General features: G+C 25.2%; 17 protein-coding genes. 4 read left to right on the top strand and 13 right to left on the bottom strand.

All coding sequences use genetic code 4. The features are described 5' to 3' along the window. Positions 1-21: 21 nt before the first annotated feature. The 7 genes from nusB to AACK95_RS02560 form a co-directional block, all read right to left on the bottom strand. On the bottom strand, positions 22-426 hold the full coding sequence (nusB, locus tag AACK95_RS02590) for a transcription antitermination factor NusB (RefSeq protein WP_338980620.1): 405 nt from the start codon (positions 424-426) through the stop codon (positions 22-24). Continuing rightward, positions 392-760, bottom strand: coding sequence for a hypothetical protein (locus AACK95_RS02585; protein WP_338980619.1), 369 nt, complete (start codon positions 758-760; stop codon positions 392-394). The genes nusB and AACK95_RS02585 overlap by 35 nt, the downstream gene beginning before the upstream one ends. Before the next feature lie 14 nt (positions 761-774). Next, on the bottom strand, positions 775-1,338 hold the full coding sequence (gene efp, locus AACK95_RS02580; RefSeq protein WP_174481165.1) for an elongation factor P: 564 nt from the start codon (positions 1,336-1,338) through the stop codon (positions 775-777). A gap of 2 nt (positions 1,339-1,340) precedes the next feature. Then, on the bottom strand, positions 1,341-2,417 hold the full coding sequence (locus AACK95_RS02575; protein WP_338980618.1) for an aminopeptidase P family protein: 1,077 nt from the start codon (positions 2,415-2,417) through the stop codon (positions 1,341-1,343). An 83-nt stretch (positions 2,418-2,500) separates the two neighbouring features. Next, positions 2,501-2,650: a 50S ribosomal protein L33 gene (gene rpmG, locus AACK95_RS02570; RefSeq protein ID WP_174481164.1), complete on the bottom strand. Its 150-nt coding sequence runs from the start codon at positions 2,648-2,650 to the stop codon at positions 2,501-2,503. Positions 2,651-2,816: 166 nt separating this feature from the next. Next, entirely contained in the window at positions 2,817-3,590 is a 774-nt protein-coding gene (locus AACK95_RS02565; RefSeq protein ID WP_338980617.1) for a hypothetical protein, read from the bottom strand. Positions 3,591-3,705: 115 nt separating this feature from the next. Further along, entirely contained in the window at positions 3,706-4,116 is a 411-nt protein-coding gene (locus AACK95_RS02560) for a hypothetical protein (protein WP_338980616.1), read from the bottom strand. A gap of 384 nt (positions 4,117-4,500) precedes the next feature. Between AACK95_RS02560 and AACK95_RS02555 the strand changes: the two genes are divergently transcribed. Further along, on the top strand, positions 4,501-5,451 hold the full coding sequence (locus AACK95_RS02555) for an IS30 family transposase (protein ID WP_338980615.1): 951 nt from the start codon (positions 4,501-4,503) through the stop codon (positions 5,449-5,451). Positions 5,452-5,493: 42 nt separating this feature from the next. Here AACK95_RS02555 and AACK95_RS02550 read toward each other — a convergent pair whose 3' ends face one another. Both AACK95_RS02550 and AACK95_RS02545 read right to left on the bottom strand, forming a co-directional pair. Next, a complete protein-coding gene (locus AACK95_RS02550; RefSeq protein ID WP_338980614.1) occupies positions 5,494-6,321 on the bottom strand; it encodes a formate/nitrite transporter family protein in 828 nt (275 codons plus the stop codon). 20 nt (positions 6,322-6,341) lie between these two features. Beyond that, a complete protein-coding gene (locus tag AACK95_RS02545) occupies positions 6,342-7,292 on the bottom strand; it encodes an L-lactate dehydrogenase (RefSeq protein WP_338980613.1) in 951 nt (316 codons plus the stop codon). Positions 7,293-7,590: 298 nt separating this feature from the next. Between AACK95_RS02545 and AACK95_RS02540 the strand changes: the two genes are divergently transcribed. Then, complete coding sequence (locus AACK95_RS02540) at positions 7,591-8,541, top strand: IS30 family transposase (protein ID WP_338980612.1); 951 nt, start codon at positions 7,591-7,593, stop codon at positions 8,539-8,541. A 60-nt stretch (positions 8,542-8,601) separates the two neighbouring features. On the opposite strand, the gene AACK95_RS02535 is transcribed toward AACK95_RS02540, so the two are convergent. From AACK95_RS02535 to parE, 3 genes are all read right to left on the bottom strand, one after another. Next, positions 8,602-10,041 (bottom strand): NADP-dependent glyceraldehyde-3-phosphate dehydrogenase, encoded by a 1,440-nt coding sequence (locus AACK95_RS02535; RefSeq protein WP_338980611.1) that lies wholly within the window; start codon positions 10,039-10,041, stop codon positions 8,602-8,604. Positions 10,042-10,200: 159 nt separating this feature from the next. Continuing rightward, entirely contained in the window at positions 10,201-12,714 is a 2,514-nt protein-coding gene (gene parC / locus AACK95_RS02530; protein WP_338959200.1) for a DNA topoisomerase IV subunit A, read from the bottom strand. A gap of 20 nt (positions 12,715-12,734) precedes the next feature. Further along, positions 12,735-14,657, bottom strand: coding sequence for a DNA topoisomerase IV subunit B (gene parE / locus AACK95_RS02525; RefSeq protein ID WP_338980610.1), 1,923 nt, complete (start codon positions 14,655-14,657; stop codon positions 12,735-12,737). 279 nt (positions 14,658-14,936) lie between these two features. On the opposite strand from parE, the gene AACK95_RS02520 reads away from it, so the two are divergent. Further along, positions 14,937-15,284, top strand: coding sequence for a helix-turn-helix domain-containing protein (locus tag AACK95_RS02520; RefSeq protein ID WP_338980609.1), 348 nt, complete (start codon positions 14,937-14,939; stop codon positions 15,282-15,284). A gap of 12 nt (positions 15,285-15,296) precedes the next feature. Continuing rightward, the gene (locus AACK95_RS02515) at positions 15,297-15,887 is read left to right on the top strand and encodes an IS30 family transposase (protein ID WP_338980608.1); all 591 of its coding nucleotides are present in this window, start codon (positions 15,297-15,299) and stop codon (positions 15,885-15,887) included. Positions 15,888-16,633: 746 nt separating this feature from the next. On the opposite strand, the gene AACK95_RS02510 is transcribed toward AACK95_RS02515, so the two are convergent. Next, positions 16,634-17,458, bottom strand: coding sequence for an HAD family hydrolase (locus AACK95_RS02510; protein ID WP_338980607.1), 825 nt, complete (start codon positions 17,456-17,458; stop codon positions 16,634-16,636). Between the last annotated feature and the right edge of the window lie 7 nt (positions 17,459-17,465).

The following is a 17,465-nucleotide window of genomic DNA, read 5'->3' as shown; positions in this document are numbered from 1 at the left end:
TCAATCATATACTAGTTATAATTACTTATTTATTTTATCTAAAACACCATTAATGTATTTATAAGCATCATTTGGACAATAAGCTTTAGTTATAATAATAGCTTCATTAATAATAATTTTTTTATCTGTTTTAGTATGGACAATTTCATACACTGCTAAAATTAAAATTGCTTGTTCAATTGGTTTTAAATTTTCAAAATCTCATCCTTGTTTTAAATTATTATTGATTAAATCCATTAAATCATATTCATAATCAATTATTTTATTTAATATCTCACATTGTTCAGTAATTAAACTCTTACCTTCTTCTTCAAAAAGAAATTGTTTAAACGATTGTTGTGATTGGCCTTCAAGGAAATATTGATATAATACTTCCATCATGCCAATTCTTTTATGATGCTGGGTTATCTTCTTTTGTTCTTGCATTGTTGATTTCTACTTCCTTAGTTTGAGCAATAAATATTATATGAATATTTAATAAAAATAAATTTAAAGCTGATTCAATACGTCTTAAAATTAAATTATTAATTTTATTTTTTAAATTTACTAAATTTTCATTTGGATTAACAATTAATTTTATTCGCACAACAATATTATTATTAATAGCAGTAATATCATTTGTTTCTAACATTAGAACTTCAACATCTTCTAATGTTAATTGATAGTTATCATTAATTAATAACATATAAATAAATTTTTTAATAATTAATGAAGATAATTTTAATGTTCCAACTTTACTTTCTTCAATAAGTATTTCCATAATATTCACCTTTCTTAAGCGCGAGTTTTGTATTTCCCTTCATCTGTACTTACTACAATTTTATCACCATTATTAATAAACATTGGTACTTGTAATTGTAAACCAGTTTCTAAAATAGCTGTTTTTGTTGTATTAGAAACACTATTTCCCTTTACTCCTGGTGGAGCATCAACAACCGCTAATACTACCGAAGGAGGTAAATCAATACCTAATATTTCTAAATTTTTATAAACCCTTAATGATACTTCATTACCAGGAACTAAAAATTTTTTTTCTCATGATAAGCGTGATTGATCAATCCTAATTTCATTATAATCTTCATTATCCATAAAAACTGAATACATACCATCATCATAACTATAAATTGCTGGTCGTTTATCAATAATAGCTGGATAAACTGTATCACCACCAGTAAAAGTAATACTAATAATAGCTTGTGTTCTTAAATTTTTTGCTTTTACTTTCACATGCGCTTGTCCACGTCCACTTTTAGAATGTGCTGATTCAATAACTATTAAAATATCAGTTTTATTATGTAAAAAAGTAATTCCTGGTTTAAAATCATTAACGTTAATCATTTTTATTTTTTCTCCTTTCAAATATCAATTTCACGAGATGATTTTGTTAAAATTTGATAACCATCTTTGGTAACTAAAATATCATCTTCAATTCTAACACCACCTAAATTAGGAATATAAATACCTGGTTCAACAGTAATAACCATTCCCGGAACTAAAATAGTAGATTCATTTTTAATAACTCAAGGTGATTCATGAATTTCAATACCAAGTCCATGACCAGTACCATGAGTAAAATATTGTTCATAACCCTTTTCTTTAATATATTCTCTACAAATCTTATCAATTTCACCAATAGCTATACCCGGCTTTACAGCCTTAATTCCTGCCATTTGTGCTGACTTAACTATTTCATGAATTTCAATTAATTTTGGATTAACTTTACCAATCGCAAAAGTTCTAGTCATATCTGAACAAAAACCTTCATATACACAACCAAAGTCACAAGTAATTAACTCATTATTGCCAATTTTTTTATTACTAGCTTTACCATGAGGCATTGCTCCTCTTTCTCCAGAAGCAACAATAGTATCAAATGATGCTTTTGTTGCACCATTTTTAACAAATGAACGTAATATTATATCTTCAACATCTTTTTCACTAACACCAGGTCGGATAAAGTTTAAAACTTCATTAAAAGCCAAATCACCAATAGCACAAGCTTTTGCAATTCGTGCAATTTCGATTTCATCTTTAATCATTCTTAGTGAACTAACATAAATTGGAACAAATTCAATATCTTTAATTTCTTGCTTTCAACTTTCTAATTGAGCAATAGTAATATATTCTGCTTCAAAACCAATTTTTTTAATTTTTTGTGATTTTAATAAATCTTTCAATGAAGAAAAAATATTACTAAATTGAATGCATTTAACATTTTTGGCATTTTCTTTTCCCTCAGTAATATATCTTCCATCTAATAATAAATTTGCATCATTTTTGCTAATCAATAAATAACCTAACGATGAAATAAAATCACTATATCAAAAGCGATTTTCGGGAGAATAAAATAACATAGCATCTATTTTATTTTTGGTTAATATTGTTTCAATAATTTCTTTTTTATTTAAATTTTTCATTTTAAATTCAATCCTTTTAATAAATCATTAATTAATAACTAAGTATATTGTACTGCAAATTAAAGAAAAGAAATAAGTAAAACTTATTTCTTTTCTTTATGTAGTGTATGTTGATTACAACGAGAACAATGTTTTTTTGTTTCTAATTTTTCAGGCTTAGTTTTTTTATTACGATCAGCAATATAATTTTCTTCTTTGCAAACTTCACATCTTAAAGTTAATCCATCACGCATTGTGCGCCTCCTTAATAATAATTGAGTTATATACAATACAATATTATTGCATAATTAAATAGTTAGTTCAATTAAATAAAGGAATTATTTTTAAACTTCCTTATATGAAAAAATGTTACTAATATAAAAAATATCAGTAACTAGGTAATTATTTAAATAATATTATTTAAAACACTTGATATCAATATAAGTCATCAGTTTTATACTGTGTAAAAATACTAACTGTTTTATTATATCTATTAATTTCGCCATTCATTCCATCAAGAATACTTTTAGTATTAATTTCTAAATTCTCAATTTTGTTTATATTTGCATCAATATTAAGAACATAATTTGTATTATTTAATGTTTTAATGAAAAAATTAGTTGAAGATTTAGCCTTATTTTCTTGATTATTTAATAATTTTATTTCACTTATTTCATTAGTTAAATTTATTGTTTTTAATACAACTAATTCATTTTCAGAATTAAGATTTCTCTCAATTATTCTAACTGTCATTTTTTGTTGTCGATCAAATAAAAGTAATAATTGACTATTAATATTCAATAAATCATAATCATCAGAAATTTCAAAATTATATTTTCCTTTAATAACTTGACCTGATGAATCAATAATTTGAATATTTTTACTATCTTCTTTTAAAATATATGTTTTACTATTTAATCTAATAATATCAATTTCATAAAGATCTAATTCAGAATATGTATTACTTACATAATCATAAATTAATACTTGATTATTATCATCTTTAATTACTCAAACTTCCCTATTAGTTTTAAAAAAATATTTTGCTGTTCACGATAATTTATTAATAGTAAAATCGGAATTACTTATTAAAAGACTATAGTCTCCATTATCTGACTTAATAATAACTTCATCATCACGAATATAGTTAATTTCTTTTATTGTATGAAATAAAGAAACAAATTTTAATGGCATTAATTTTTGATCTTTTACTTCTCCAAGAGTAAGTATAGTGTGATTTAAAATTTTTGTTTCAATTAAAAATTTTGTATTACTAATTGCTGTTACCTTGCCATAAAGATTAAATTCTTTAAATATTTCTTTTTAATGAAGTTAAAACACCATTAGAAGTTAATAAATACAGGTTTTTGGTAGATTTTTCTGTTAAAATTCCGTAATTTCCTCCTTGACCATTAGTGAATTCAGTGAATCTTACATGATCAGGATTAGAAATTTCTTGAAACTTCTTATCTTTATCTAAAAATCATAATTGATTTCCATTAATCACTAAACCAAGATTATTATTAAAAAAATAAAATTTACCTTTTCTATTCAAATTAATTAAAGAAATATCATCTTTATTTTGTTGAAGATTACATTTTAAATCTTGTAACTGATTAGCATTCGTACCACCCATATTATTAGTATTTAAAATACTACTTAAACTGCTAACAGTTGTTGCAAGTGTTAAAACACTTAATCTTTTTAATAATGCTTTCATGATGAAAACCCCCTTTTTCCCCATTAACTTCTTAAATTTAAGAAGTTAATTACATTTTAATTTTCAAAAAAAATAAATGCAATAAAAAATTAATATTAAAGTATTCTAATCTATTTTCTAAAAAATATTTTTTATCAAAACCATTCTCCTTTTTAAAATCTTTAATTTGACAAATTTTAAAATATGCTTATCAAATAACTTCTATTTACAATTAATTTATTTTCATAAAATTAATAAATCCATTACTTAAAACTAAAGTAATGTATTAATTTTTATATTAGCTGAATTATACTTGTAAGTGCAAGTAAATAAAATTGCAAAAAATTCTCATATAAAAATTTCATAATGCTAAATTTAGTTTAGAAAAAAGTAAGGAGTTTTTATATGAGTTATAAACATCTTGGCATAGATGAAAGGATTTATATTGAGAATCAATTGAAATTTAAATTTAAAATTAGTGAAATAGCTAAAAATCTTAATCGAAGTATTAGTACTATTATTCGAGAAATTAATAGAAATAAAGATAATAATCATTATTTTTCATTAATTGCACAAAATAAAGCTGAAAATCGAAAACAATCACATATTAGTTTTCATAAGTTTAAAAATAAGAATTTAGTAAAATATGTACAACAAAAATTACTATTAGGTTGATCACCTGAACAAATTTATGGCAGAATTAAAAATTTTCATAAAGAGTGAGTTATTAGTTTTAAAACAATTTATACTTGAATTTATTTTGGAATGCTTGATAAAGTTACTAGTAAAAATTTAAGAAGAAAAAGTAAAAAACGAAAATCTAAAGAAAATCGTGGCAAGTTTAATGGTAAATCAATTAAAGAACGAGATATAAATGTTAATGATCGTATAACACTTGGTCATTGAGAAGGAGATACTATAGTATCATCAAGAGGCAAAAGCAAATCATGTTTAATAACTTTAGTTGAAAGAGTATCACGATTTACTTTAGCAATATTAGTTAAAAACAGAACTACTAAAGTTATTAATAAAAATGTCAGTTATTATTTATCAATTCTTCCTAAAAACATTGTTAAAACTATTACTTTTGATCGTGGCAAAGAATTTTCAAATTGACAACAACTTGAAAAAAATTTAAATGTAAAAATTTATTTTGCCAATCCATATTCACCTTGACAAAGAGGTACTAATGAAAATACTAATGGTTTAATTAGAGAAAAATTTCCTAAAAAATTTATTTTTTCAAAAACTAATAAAAATGAAGTTCATAAATTTATATTGTCTTTAAATCAAAGACCGAGAAAAATACTAAATTATCTTTCACCAATCGAATATTTGGATAGAAAAATAATTTAGTTGCACTTACCTTTACAATTTAGCATTAAACTAATAATATATTTATAATGTTATTTTTGGTAATTCTTTTCTAAAGATTAAATAATACATACCAGGTAATAAAATACCACCACCAATAAAATTACCAAATAAGGTTGGAAGTTGTACTTGATAACCAAATTGTAAAAAGTCATTAAATCCACTATGAATTCCATAAATATTAAACAAAGGTCCTAATCCTCAAACATAAGAATTTGCTACAACGTGAGAAAAACCAGATAAGGCAAAAACCATAATTACTAATCCTATTAATAAAAATTTAGCAGTAGATGAACGAGTGGCATGAGAAATATAAACACTTCCTGCTACTAAAAAATTACATAATATACCACTAAAAAAGGCTTTTCATCAAGACATTACTAATTTATGATTAAAAATACTAATAGCATTATCCAAAAAAGCTTGATTATCAAAAAATCCTGCTCATCATGTAAATAATGAAAGAATAAAACAACCTATAAAATTACCAATTAATACTACTAGTAAGTTAATTAACATTCTTGTTAACTTAACTTGTTTTTTTATTAATGGCATAAATATCATGGAATTAGAAGTAAAAAGTTCACCACCCATAAAGACAATCATAGTAATTGCTAAAGTAAAAATAAAACTAAATGTTAAATTTTTAATACCATTATCACTTAATCCTCTACTACCAAAAATAGCCGCAATATAAGCAATACCAACAAAAAGTCCGGCCGCAATACCCATTAAAAAAGTTTTTAATAACGGACTTTGTGCTTTCTTTAATGCATACTTATAAACAGCAATATAAGTTTCAATACTTGTTAATGTTTCTTCATTATTCATATTTTCTACACTTGTATTCACGAATAAACTACTCCTATCTTTTATTTAATAGCAACAAAAGCTGTTTCTAAAGTTTCTTTAATAATTGCACAAGATTTATCAAATGCCGTTTGCTCTTCTTTCGTTAATGGTAACTGAACTACTCTTTTTCAACCTTTTTCGTAAAGTATTGTTGGTACACCAATATAAAAACCTTGCTGTCCATATTCTCCTTGTAAATAAGCACCCGCTACTAAAACGTGATTTTGTCCTTCAAGGATATTTCTTACTAATAATGCCAATGCTGCACCAATACCATAAAAAGTTGCGCGTTTTAATTTAATAATTTTATAAGCTCTTTGTGCTACTTCTTTTCTTAATTCTTCTAAATCTTTTTCTTTAATTCTACCTTCAGTAATTTGTTGATAAATAGTTTTATTACCTACCGAAACCGAACTTCAAGGAATCATTGAAGAATCACCATGTTCACCAATTACATAAGCAGCAACTGACTTTGGATTAACTGCAATTTTTTCTCCAATTAAATATTGTAAACGTAAGGTATCTAAAATTGTACCAGAACCTAATACTTGATGATAATCAAATTGTGTAATTTTTTGATAAACAGTTGTCATTATATCAACAGGATTAGATGCAATAATAGTAACACCTTTAAATCCTGATTTTTTAATTTCTAAAGCAATGCTCTTCATAATTTTGGCATTATCTGCTACCATATTTAATCTTGTTTCACCATCTTTTTGTGGTCTTCCAGCAGTAATAACAATAATATCAGCATCTTTACAATCACTGTAATTTCCAGCCTTAATTGAAATAAAAGGATGATCTAAAGCTGCTTGACAATCAGCAAAATCAATCGCATTACCTTCAGCTATTCCTTCAAAAGCATCAATTAATACATATTCTTGGGCTAAACCTTGATTAATGGCACTGTAAATAAAACTACTACCAACAGCTCCACATCCAACAAGGACAATTTTTCGTTTTGCCATATTTACCTCCATATTTTTTGCATTTCATGTAACAGTACTTTATCCTCGGCACTATTTTAATAACTTACTTTTTAAAATAAAAGTTACAATGATATGTAATATTTTTATTATGCTTTTTATATAAGAATGTTAAAAAAATAAAAATCTAATTAACAAGGACAAAAATTTATTACATTTTTATCTTACCACTATTTGCTAAATTATACTTGTAAGTGCAAATAAATAAAATTGCAAAAAATTCTCATATAAAAATTTCATAATGCTAAATTTAGTTTAGAAAAAAGTAAGGAGTTTTTATATGAGTTATAAACATCTTGGCATAGATGAAAGGATTTATATTAAGAATCAATTGAAATTTAAATTTAAAATTATTGAAATAGCTAAAAATCTTAATCGAAGTATTAGTACTATTATTCGAGAAATTAATAGAAATAAAGATAATAATCATTATTTTTCATTAATTGCACAAAATAAAGCTGAAAATCGAAAACAATCACATATTAGTTTTCATAAGTTTAAAAATAAGAATTTAGTAAAATATGTACAACAAAAATTACTATTAGGTTGATCACCTGAACAAATTTATGGCAGAATTAAAAATTTTCATAAAGAGTGAGTTATTAGTTTTAAAACAATTTATACTTGAATTTATTTTGGAATGCTTGATAAAGTTACTAGTAAAAATTTAAGAAGAAAAGGTAAAAAACGAAAATCTAAAGAAAATCGTGGCAAGTTTAATGGTAAATCAATTAAAGAACGAGATATAAATGTTAATGATCGTATAACACTTGGTCATTGAGAAGGAGATACTATAGTATCATCAAGAGGCAAAAGCAAATCATGTTTAATAACTTTAGTTGAAAGAGTATCACGATTTACTTTAGCAATATTAGTTAAAAACAAAACTACTAAAGTTATTAATAAAAATGTCAGTTATTATTTATCAATTCTTCCTAAAAACATTGTTAAAACTATTACTTTTGATCGTGGCAAAGAATTTTCAAATTGACAACAACTTGAAAAAAATTTAAATGTAAAAATTTATTTTGCCAATCCATATTCACCTTGACAAAGAGGTACTAATGAAAATACTAATGGTTTAATTAGAGAAAAATTTCCTAAAAAATTTATTTTTTCAAAAACTAATAAAAATGAAGTTCATAAATTTATATTGTCTTTAAATCAAAGACCGAGAAAAATATTAAATTATCTTTCACCAATCGAATATTTGGATAGAAAAATAATTTAGTTGCACTTACCTTTACAATTTAGCCTTATTTTTTTATTAAAATAAGTTTTATTTTTTCTTTTAAATTTTTGTTTTTCAATTAATAACAATCCCTTTTGGTCTAGTAAAAGCAAGTAACGAAGGACGAATACCTTGTACGCCAAGACCTGAATCCTTAACACCAACAAAAGAAAAGTGATCGGGACCACGTTGTGACTGATCATTAATATTAACACTTCCAACTTCTAATAATTTACCAATACTCATTGCACTATTAATATTAGTAGTAAAAACAGAAGCTTGTAAACCATATTGTGAATCATTTGTAATATTAATTGCTTCTTTTACTTCATCAAAAATAATAATCGGCAACAATGGTGCAAAAGGTTCTTCTCATGCTAAATTCATTTTTGTTGTTACGTCAGTAATAATAGTTGGTCACATTAAATTTTCTTTAAATTTATTACCAATTAAACAATTGGCTCCTTTATCTAAAGCATCTTTAATTAATTTTTTAGCATTATCAACTGTTGGTTGATCAATAACAGGAGTAATATCACAATCATCTGTGGGCAAACCAACAGTTAATTTTTCAACTTTTTCTTTTAAAATTGGAATTAATTTGCTACTAATTGTTCTTTGTACTAACACTCTCTTAATAGCAGTACATCGTTGTCCTGAATAACTAAATGCACCTTTAATGATTTTGGTTGCTGTATCTTCAAGATCAGCATCATTAAGCACTATTGCTGGATCTTTACCTCCTAATTCTAAAATCAAATCAGCTTTTAAAGATTTCTGTGAAATACGATTACCAACAACAGCACTACCAGTAAAAGAAATAACATTAATTGCTTCATTTTCAACTAAACTATCACCAATTTCACTACCTTTACCACTTATAGCATTAAAAACACCATTAGGAATGTTAGCTTCTTTGGCTAATTTAGCTAAGTGTAATCCCACCAATGATCCTTGTGTTGCAGGTTTAAAAACAACACTATTACCGGTCACAAGTGCTGGAAATATTTTAGAGACTGATAAATTTATCGGATAATTAAAAGGGGAAATAGCAAGAACAATTCCTTTTGGTACGTATTCAAAAATAGCTAATTTGTTCATACTTCCTCAACTATCACCTGTATAAGATTCAGGATGAAGACGTAATGCTTCTTGTAAAGTATATTCAATATATTCAACTGTTCTATCAATTTCACTGCAAGCCGCTTTTGTGCCTTTAGCAATTTCATTGGTCATTAATTCAGCAAGTATTAATTTATCGCGAATAATTAATTGTTTTCAAGAATTTAAAAAAGAAATTCTTTTTAAAATAGGCATTTGTTCTCAATTTTTTTGAGCAAATTTTGCAAATTCATATACTTTTTTAATTTCAACTTTAGTTAAGGCAGGAACTTGGCCTGCTATTTTATTAGTAGTGGGGTTAATAACTGATATTCAATTACCATTTTCATACAACTCACCATTAATTAGAGATTGATATTTAATAATATTATTTGTCATCTATACTTCCTCCTTAAATCACTACTATAATAATAGTAGCATTGATATAAGTCCTATCCTATTCACTCTTAACTAAAATTATTATTTAAATTTATATTATGAAAATCAAAAAAACTAATTCTTTAAAAAAGTTCATAATTTTCAATAAAAAAGTTTATTTTAAATACCATTGTTGCTTTCTTTTGTATTAAAATTTTCTGATATTGATGATATATCAGCATCAATAACATCAGTTTTTAAATCAATCACTAAATTATTACCACCAGCAATAATATCATCAGCAACTACTTTGCCAGTTCCTTCATTTACCTTGCTAAGATTAATGTCACTTGCTTTAATCACTAATCATTTTTCTTTTTTCGTTAATATATTAATAAAAGATGTTGCTGGTGATAAGAAGGTTTTAATAATACTAATACTTTTACTTTTAGGAACTTTTATTACTTTATTACCTTTTGTTGTTCGTGAAGTTTGTTCAATAGTATTGAATAACATTCGTTTAATTGTTCCAACTGATGTTAACATTGCATAAATATCATTACTATTACCACAAGCCATTCCTACCACTTCATCTTCTTCAGAATTAATTTTCAAAGCTTTAACACCTGTTGCAGTTTTAGTTAATAATGGAACTTTCGTTTCTAAATATTTTAAAGTCATACCCTTGCGAGTACTAATAACAATAAAATCATGACCGGTAGTACTATTAACACTAATAACACTATCGTTCTCTTTTAACTTAACATATTTGGCGGTTTTATTAAATCTAGTAGTTGCTAACTCTAAAAGTGGCATTCTTTTAATTAAACCATATCTAGTAGCGACTACTATATTTACATTTGGCTGTTCAAAACTATTAACTTGCGCAACACTAATAATTTTTTCATTTCCTTCAAGTTTACATAACGTATTAACATGAATACCATTATCTTTTCATTTATTTTCTTCTAATTTAAAAATTGGTATTAAAAAATAATTACCTTTATTTGTAAAAAATAATAAATTATTAAAATTATTGAACATTGCTCCACCAATAATAACATCATTTGGCTTACGTCCAAAATCTTGATAATCAAGATTTTGTAAAAATACTTTACTACTTATTACCTTAATTCAACCATCATAACTAATACTAACAAATACATTTTCTTGTCGCAATGTTGCTTTTTCATCAATTGTAATTTCAGAAATTTCACCTTGAATTTGTGATTTTCTTAATCCAGAAAAATGAGAATTAATTTGTTCTAACTCAGTAATAATAACTTGACGTAGTGAATTTTCATTATTAAGAATTTCTTGTAAAACAATAATTTTACTTTCAATATCTGCTTTTTCTAAAACTAATGATTGAATATCAGTAGCAGTTAAACGATATAAACGCAATTGTACAATTGCTTCTGCTTGAATATCAGTAAAATTAAAAGCTGATATTAAATTTAATTTTGCTTGCATACGGTCAGTTGATGTTCTAATAATTTTAATTACTTTATCAACTTCACTTAATGCAATAACTAAACCATTAACAATCTCTAATCTTCGTTCTAATTGTGCTAAGTCATATTGTGAACGCTTAGTAACAACATCAATTTGATGATTAATATAAAAATCTAACATATTAATTAAACTCATTTGTACTGGTTTTTTGTTAGCGATTGCTACTAAATTAAAGTTATAATAAATTTGTAAATTGGTATTTTTAAATAAATAATTTAAAATTTCTTGCGGTTTACTATCTTCTACTAAATCAATAACTATTCGTAAACCAAAACGATCCGTTTCATCACGTACTTCTTTAATACCATGAATTTTTGCTAATGTTTTAACATCATCAATTTTTTTAATCAAATCTTGTTTAATAACTTCAAATGGAATTTCGGTAATAATTATTTGTGGAATTTCACCTTCATTATTAATATGAGTTTTAGCACGAATTGCAATTCGCCCTTTACCAGAACGATAAGCTTCTTTAATACCTTTAATACCTTGAATAATTCCTCCGGTTGGAAAGTCAGGACCCTTAATAACACGCATTAATTCGCTTAAATTACATTGTGGATTATTTATTCTCATGACAATTGCATTAATTACTTCTTGTAAATTATGAGGTGGAATATTAGTTGCCATTCCAACAGCAATTCCAGAAGCACCATTTACTAATAAATTTGGAAAATAGGCAGGTAAAACTGTTGGTTCTGTTTCTGATTCATCAAAATTTTTAATTAAACTAACAGTATTTTTCTTAATATCCTTCAATAATAATTCTGAAATTAATGATAAACGCGCTTCTGTATATCGCATCGCAGCAGGATTATCACCATCAATTGAACCTTTATTACCATGCATTTGTACTAATGGTCATGCTACCTTTCACTCTTGTGCCATTCTACACATAGCAGCATAAACCGCTGTATCACCATGAGGATGATATTTACCAATTACTTCTCCAACAACACGAGCTGCTTTTTTATATGCTTTATCATTGGTTAAACCCAAATCATTCATAGCATGCAAAATTCGACGTTGAACTGGTTTCAAACCATCACGGATATCGGGCAATGCTCGTTCTAAAATAATATATTTGGCATATCGACCAAAACGTTCTGCAACAATATCATCAATAGGATAAGATAAAATTTGTTCATTATTTTGTTGAATCTCTTCTTTACTATTCATAACTTATAAACTCCTTTTTCTTAATAATCACTAGCTTCAAAAGAAATATTTTCTTCAATTCATTTTCGTCTTTTTTCTGGTTTATCACCCATTAATATTTGAATTTCTGTTTCTGCTGATAGAGCATCCTCAATAGTAATTTTAATTAATTGACGGACATTTGGATCCATAGTTGTTTCTCATAATTGTTCAGCATTCATTTCTCCTAAACCTTTATAACGTTGCAGGTCATATTTACCTTTAATTGTTTCAACTTTATCTTTTAATTCTAACTCATTTCAAACATATACATGTTTCTCTTGCTCTTCTTCTTTAAAAGAAATTTTAAATAAAGGCGGTAATGCAATATAAATATTACCCGAAGTAATTAAATCTCACATATAACGATAGAAAAAAGTTAGTAATAAAATTTGAATATGGGCACCATCAGTATCGGCATCAGTCATAATAATGACTTTATTATAATTACAATTTTCAATACTAAATTCGTTACCAACACCAGCACCAATCGCATTAATAATCATACTAATTTCCTCATTATTAAAAAGATCAATTACTTTAGTTTTTTCGGCATTAATTACTTTTCCTTTTAACGGTAATATCGCTTGGAACTTACGATCACGACCTGACTTGGCACTGCCACCAGCGGAATCTCCTTCCACTAAAAATAATTCATTAATGTTAGGATTTTTACTTTGTGCAGGCACCAATTTACCTACTAAAAATTTTTGCGTATCTTTACTTTTATTACGCAATGATTCGCGTTCTTTTCTTAAAGCATTACGAATATCACGAGCCTTAATGGTTTTATCAATAATTTTTTTAGCAACATCACTATTTTCGTGAAGTCAAAATGAAAATCTTTCATTAACAATATTATCAACAACAATTCTTGCTTCGGGCGTTCCTAATTTACCTTTTGTTTGACCTTCATATTGAATTAAATTTTCAGGAATACGCAACGAAACAATAGCAACCAAACCTTCTCGCAAATCATTACCTTCTAAATTTTTATCTTTTGCTTTTAATAATTCTTGTTTTCTTGCATATTCATTAATAGCTTTCGTTAAACCACTTTTAAAACCAACTAAATGACTTCCACCATCAACAGTTTTAACATTATTAGCAAACCCTACTAACGTTTCACTATAATCTTCAGTATATTGTAATACAATTTCAACGTCAATATTATTTTGTTTACCTTTTAAACTAACAATTGGTGATAAATTTTTTTTATCTTTATTTAAATATTGCATGAAAGCAACTAAGCCATTTTCATAATGAAAAGTTTCTTCAGTACCTGTCCTCTTATCAATTAATTGAATACTTAAATCATTAATTAAAAAAGCACTTTCACGTAAATGTTGTTCAAATAAATGAACATTTCAATCACAACCTAGAAAAACACGATGAAAATCTGGTAAAAATTGTACCCTAGTTCCTGTTTTATAAGTGCTACCAATCATTTTTAAACTTTGATCAATCTTACCACCATTTTTAAATTTAATTTCATGAATTTTTTTATCACGATGAATAGTAACAATCATTCAATTACTTAAAGCATTTACTACTGAAGCACCAACACCATGTAAACCACCCGAGGTTTTATAACTATTAGTGTCAAATTTTCCACCAGCATGTAAAACCGTATAAATAACTTCGGGAGTACTTTTTTTTGAAGCATGCATACCAGTTGGAACACCACGACCATTGTCTTCAACAGTAACTGACTTATCAAAATTAATAGTAACAACAATACTAGTACAAAAGCCAGCTAATGCTTCATCAATACCATTATCAACAATTTCTCAAACTAGATGATGAAGACCACGATTATCAGTAGAACCAATATACATTCCAGGTCTTTTTCTAACTGCTTCTAGACCTTCTAAAATTTGAATTGATGATTCATTATAAACACTGCTTTTTGGTTTATTTGCCATGAAAAAAACTCCTTACTACAATTTATTTCATTTTCATTTTATCATATATTTATTTATTTAAAGATAATGTCGATAAAAGAACTAAATCAATTTTATAATTTAAAGTTAAAGGTTTCTATACAAAATTTAATATAATACATTTAAAATAAATATTTATCTAATAATTTTTAATGATGCTGAATTATACTTGTAAGTGCAAGTAAATAAAATTGCAAAAAATTCTCATATAAAAATTTCATAATGCTAAATTTAGTTTAGAAAAAAGTAAGGAGTTTTTATATGAGTTATAAACATCTTGGCATAGATGAAAGGATTTATATTGAGAATCAATTGAAATTTAAATTTAAAATTAGTGAAATAGCTAAAAATCTTAATCGAAGTATTAGTACTATTATTCGAGAAATTAATAGAAATAAAGATAATAATCATTATTTTTCATTAATTGCACAAAATAAAGCTGAAAATCGAAAACAATCACATATTAGTTTTCATAAGTTTAAAAATAAGAATTTAGTAAAATATGTACAACAAAAATTACTATTAGGTTGATCACCTGAACAAATTTATGGCAGAATTAAAAATTTTCATAAACAATGAGTTATTAGTTTTAAAACAATTTATACTTAAATTTATTTTGGAATGCTTGATAAAGTTACTAGTAAAAATTTAAGAAGAAAAGGTAAAAAACGAAAATCTAAAGAAAATCGTGGCAAGTTTAATGGTAAATCAATTAAAGAATGAGATATAAATGTTAATGATCGTATAACACTTGGTCATTGAGAAGGAGATACTATAGTATCATCACGAGGTAAAAGCAAATCATGTTTAATAACTTTAGTTGAAAGAGTATCACGATTTACTTTAGCAATATTAGTTAAAAACAGAACTACTAAAGTTATTAATAAAAATGTCAGTTATTATTTATCAATTCTTCTTAAAAACATTGTTAAAACTATTACTTTTGATCGTGGTAAAGAATTTTCAAATTGACAACAACTTGAAAAAAATTTAGATGTAAAAATTTATTTTGCCAATCCATATTTACCTTGACAAAGAGGTACTAATGAAAATACTAATGGTTTAATTAGAGAAAAATTTCCTAAAAAATTTATTTTTTCAAAAACTAATAAAAATGAAGTTCATAAATTTATATTGTCTTTAAATCAAAGACCGAGAAAAATATTAAATTATCTTTCACCAATCGAATATTTGGATAGAAAAATAATTTAGTTGCACTTACCTTTACAATTTAGCATAATAAAGATATTTATAATTTTATTTATAATCTTCCATTTAATATTAGTGACAAGAACTATTCATTAAACTATATTTTTGATAATAATAATTTAATTGAAATTTATTATAATAAATTTAAAAATGATAATATTACACAAAATGTAAATTTTAATTATACTACTAATTATAATGGAACAGATTCTACAAATGTTTATAATAGTGAGCAAAAAAATATATTTTCAAATTGAACTGACTATGCTAAATCTTGGGATGATTTTACTACTTTATTTCCTAGTATCAGCTTTGATAATAATTCTTTTATTTCTGCTAGTGATTCAAGTCAAAGTACTCAAAAACATAATATTAAAATTAGCACAAAAGATATAACAGAAGCGATTGATAATTCTGCTAAAATTCAAAATAATTTTTCTGTAAGTGGTTTTATGTGACATGCATATATTAATTCATCTGTTTTTATTTGACATGATTCTTCTGGTATTTACATTAAATTTTGAATTGGTGAAGATTCATTTTTTTATAATGATAGTCTTATTTTTTCTATAGTATTAGATAAAGCTACTTTTAATAATTCAATGAATAGTTAGTTTATATTAAAAGAATGCAAATTTGAAAAATATTTATTTAAGTATAAAAGATATTGAATTAAAAATGCTGGACAATTACCAGCATTTTTAAAGTTATATTTGATAATAAACTATATTAAAAAATTAAACTATTATTTATTCAAACTCTGATTTAGGAAATACATATTTATCGATAGCTTTTGCAACACCACCACAAGTATTTTTACTAGTAACATCATATGCTATTTCTTTTAAATTAGGATGAGCATTTTGCATTGCAATACCATATTTAGCCCATTTTATTAATTTATAATCATTCATACCATCACCACAAGCTAGTACTTGGTCAGGAGTAATATTTCATTTTTTGCATAAAAATTGTACAGCAGCAGCTTTATTAACACCAATTGGATTAATTTCGATAACACTATGAGAAGAAGTAGCAAGTTCTAAATCTTTTATAGTATTTAATTGTTCTAAAATTGTATTAACTTGTTTTTTCTTTTTACAAAATAATAAAATTTTATACATACCCTCATCGGTATTCTCATCAATTTGTTTAGTTGGTAGGTTATTAAAATTTTCCATAATTTTAACTTTTAGTGATCTGCGATTAATTAAGCCTGTTTTATTATCGGTACTATATCCTCACATTGCTAAATTATTTTTATTAGCAAATTTAACTATTTTTTGTATTTGTTCTTTTGTTAATGATTTTTCATACAATATATCTAATCTATTATCATTAGTAATATCAAGGATGTTACCACCATTATAACAAATAATATGACCGGTTTTTTCATGCATTAAACATGATTTTGCAATATCAATGGTTGAACTTGGTGCTCTTCCTGTTGCAATAATAACTTTAATATTTTTTTGATATGCTTTTTGAATTGCAATTAGATTTTTAGGATGAATTTTTCATCTACTTTTCAATAAAGTTCCATCTAAATCAAGAACAATTAATTTAATAGCCATTATAAAT

Source organism: Spiroplasma endosymbiont of Lasioglossum malachurum (assembly GCF_964020065.1).
GTDB lineage: Bacteria > Bacillota_I > Bacilli_A > Mycoplasmatales > VBWQ01 > Spiroplasma_E.
The sequence above is the reverse complement of the archived record's forward strand: the minus strand, read 5'-3'. Positions and strand labels throughout refer to the sequence as shown.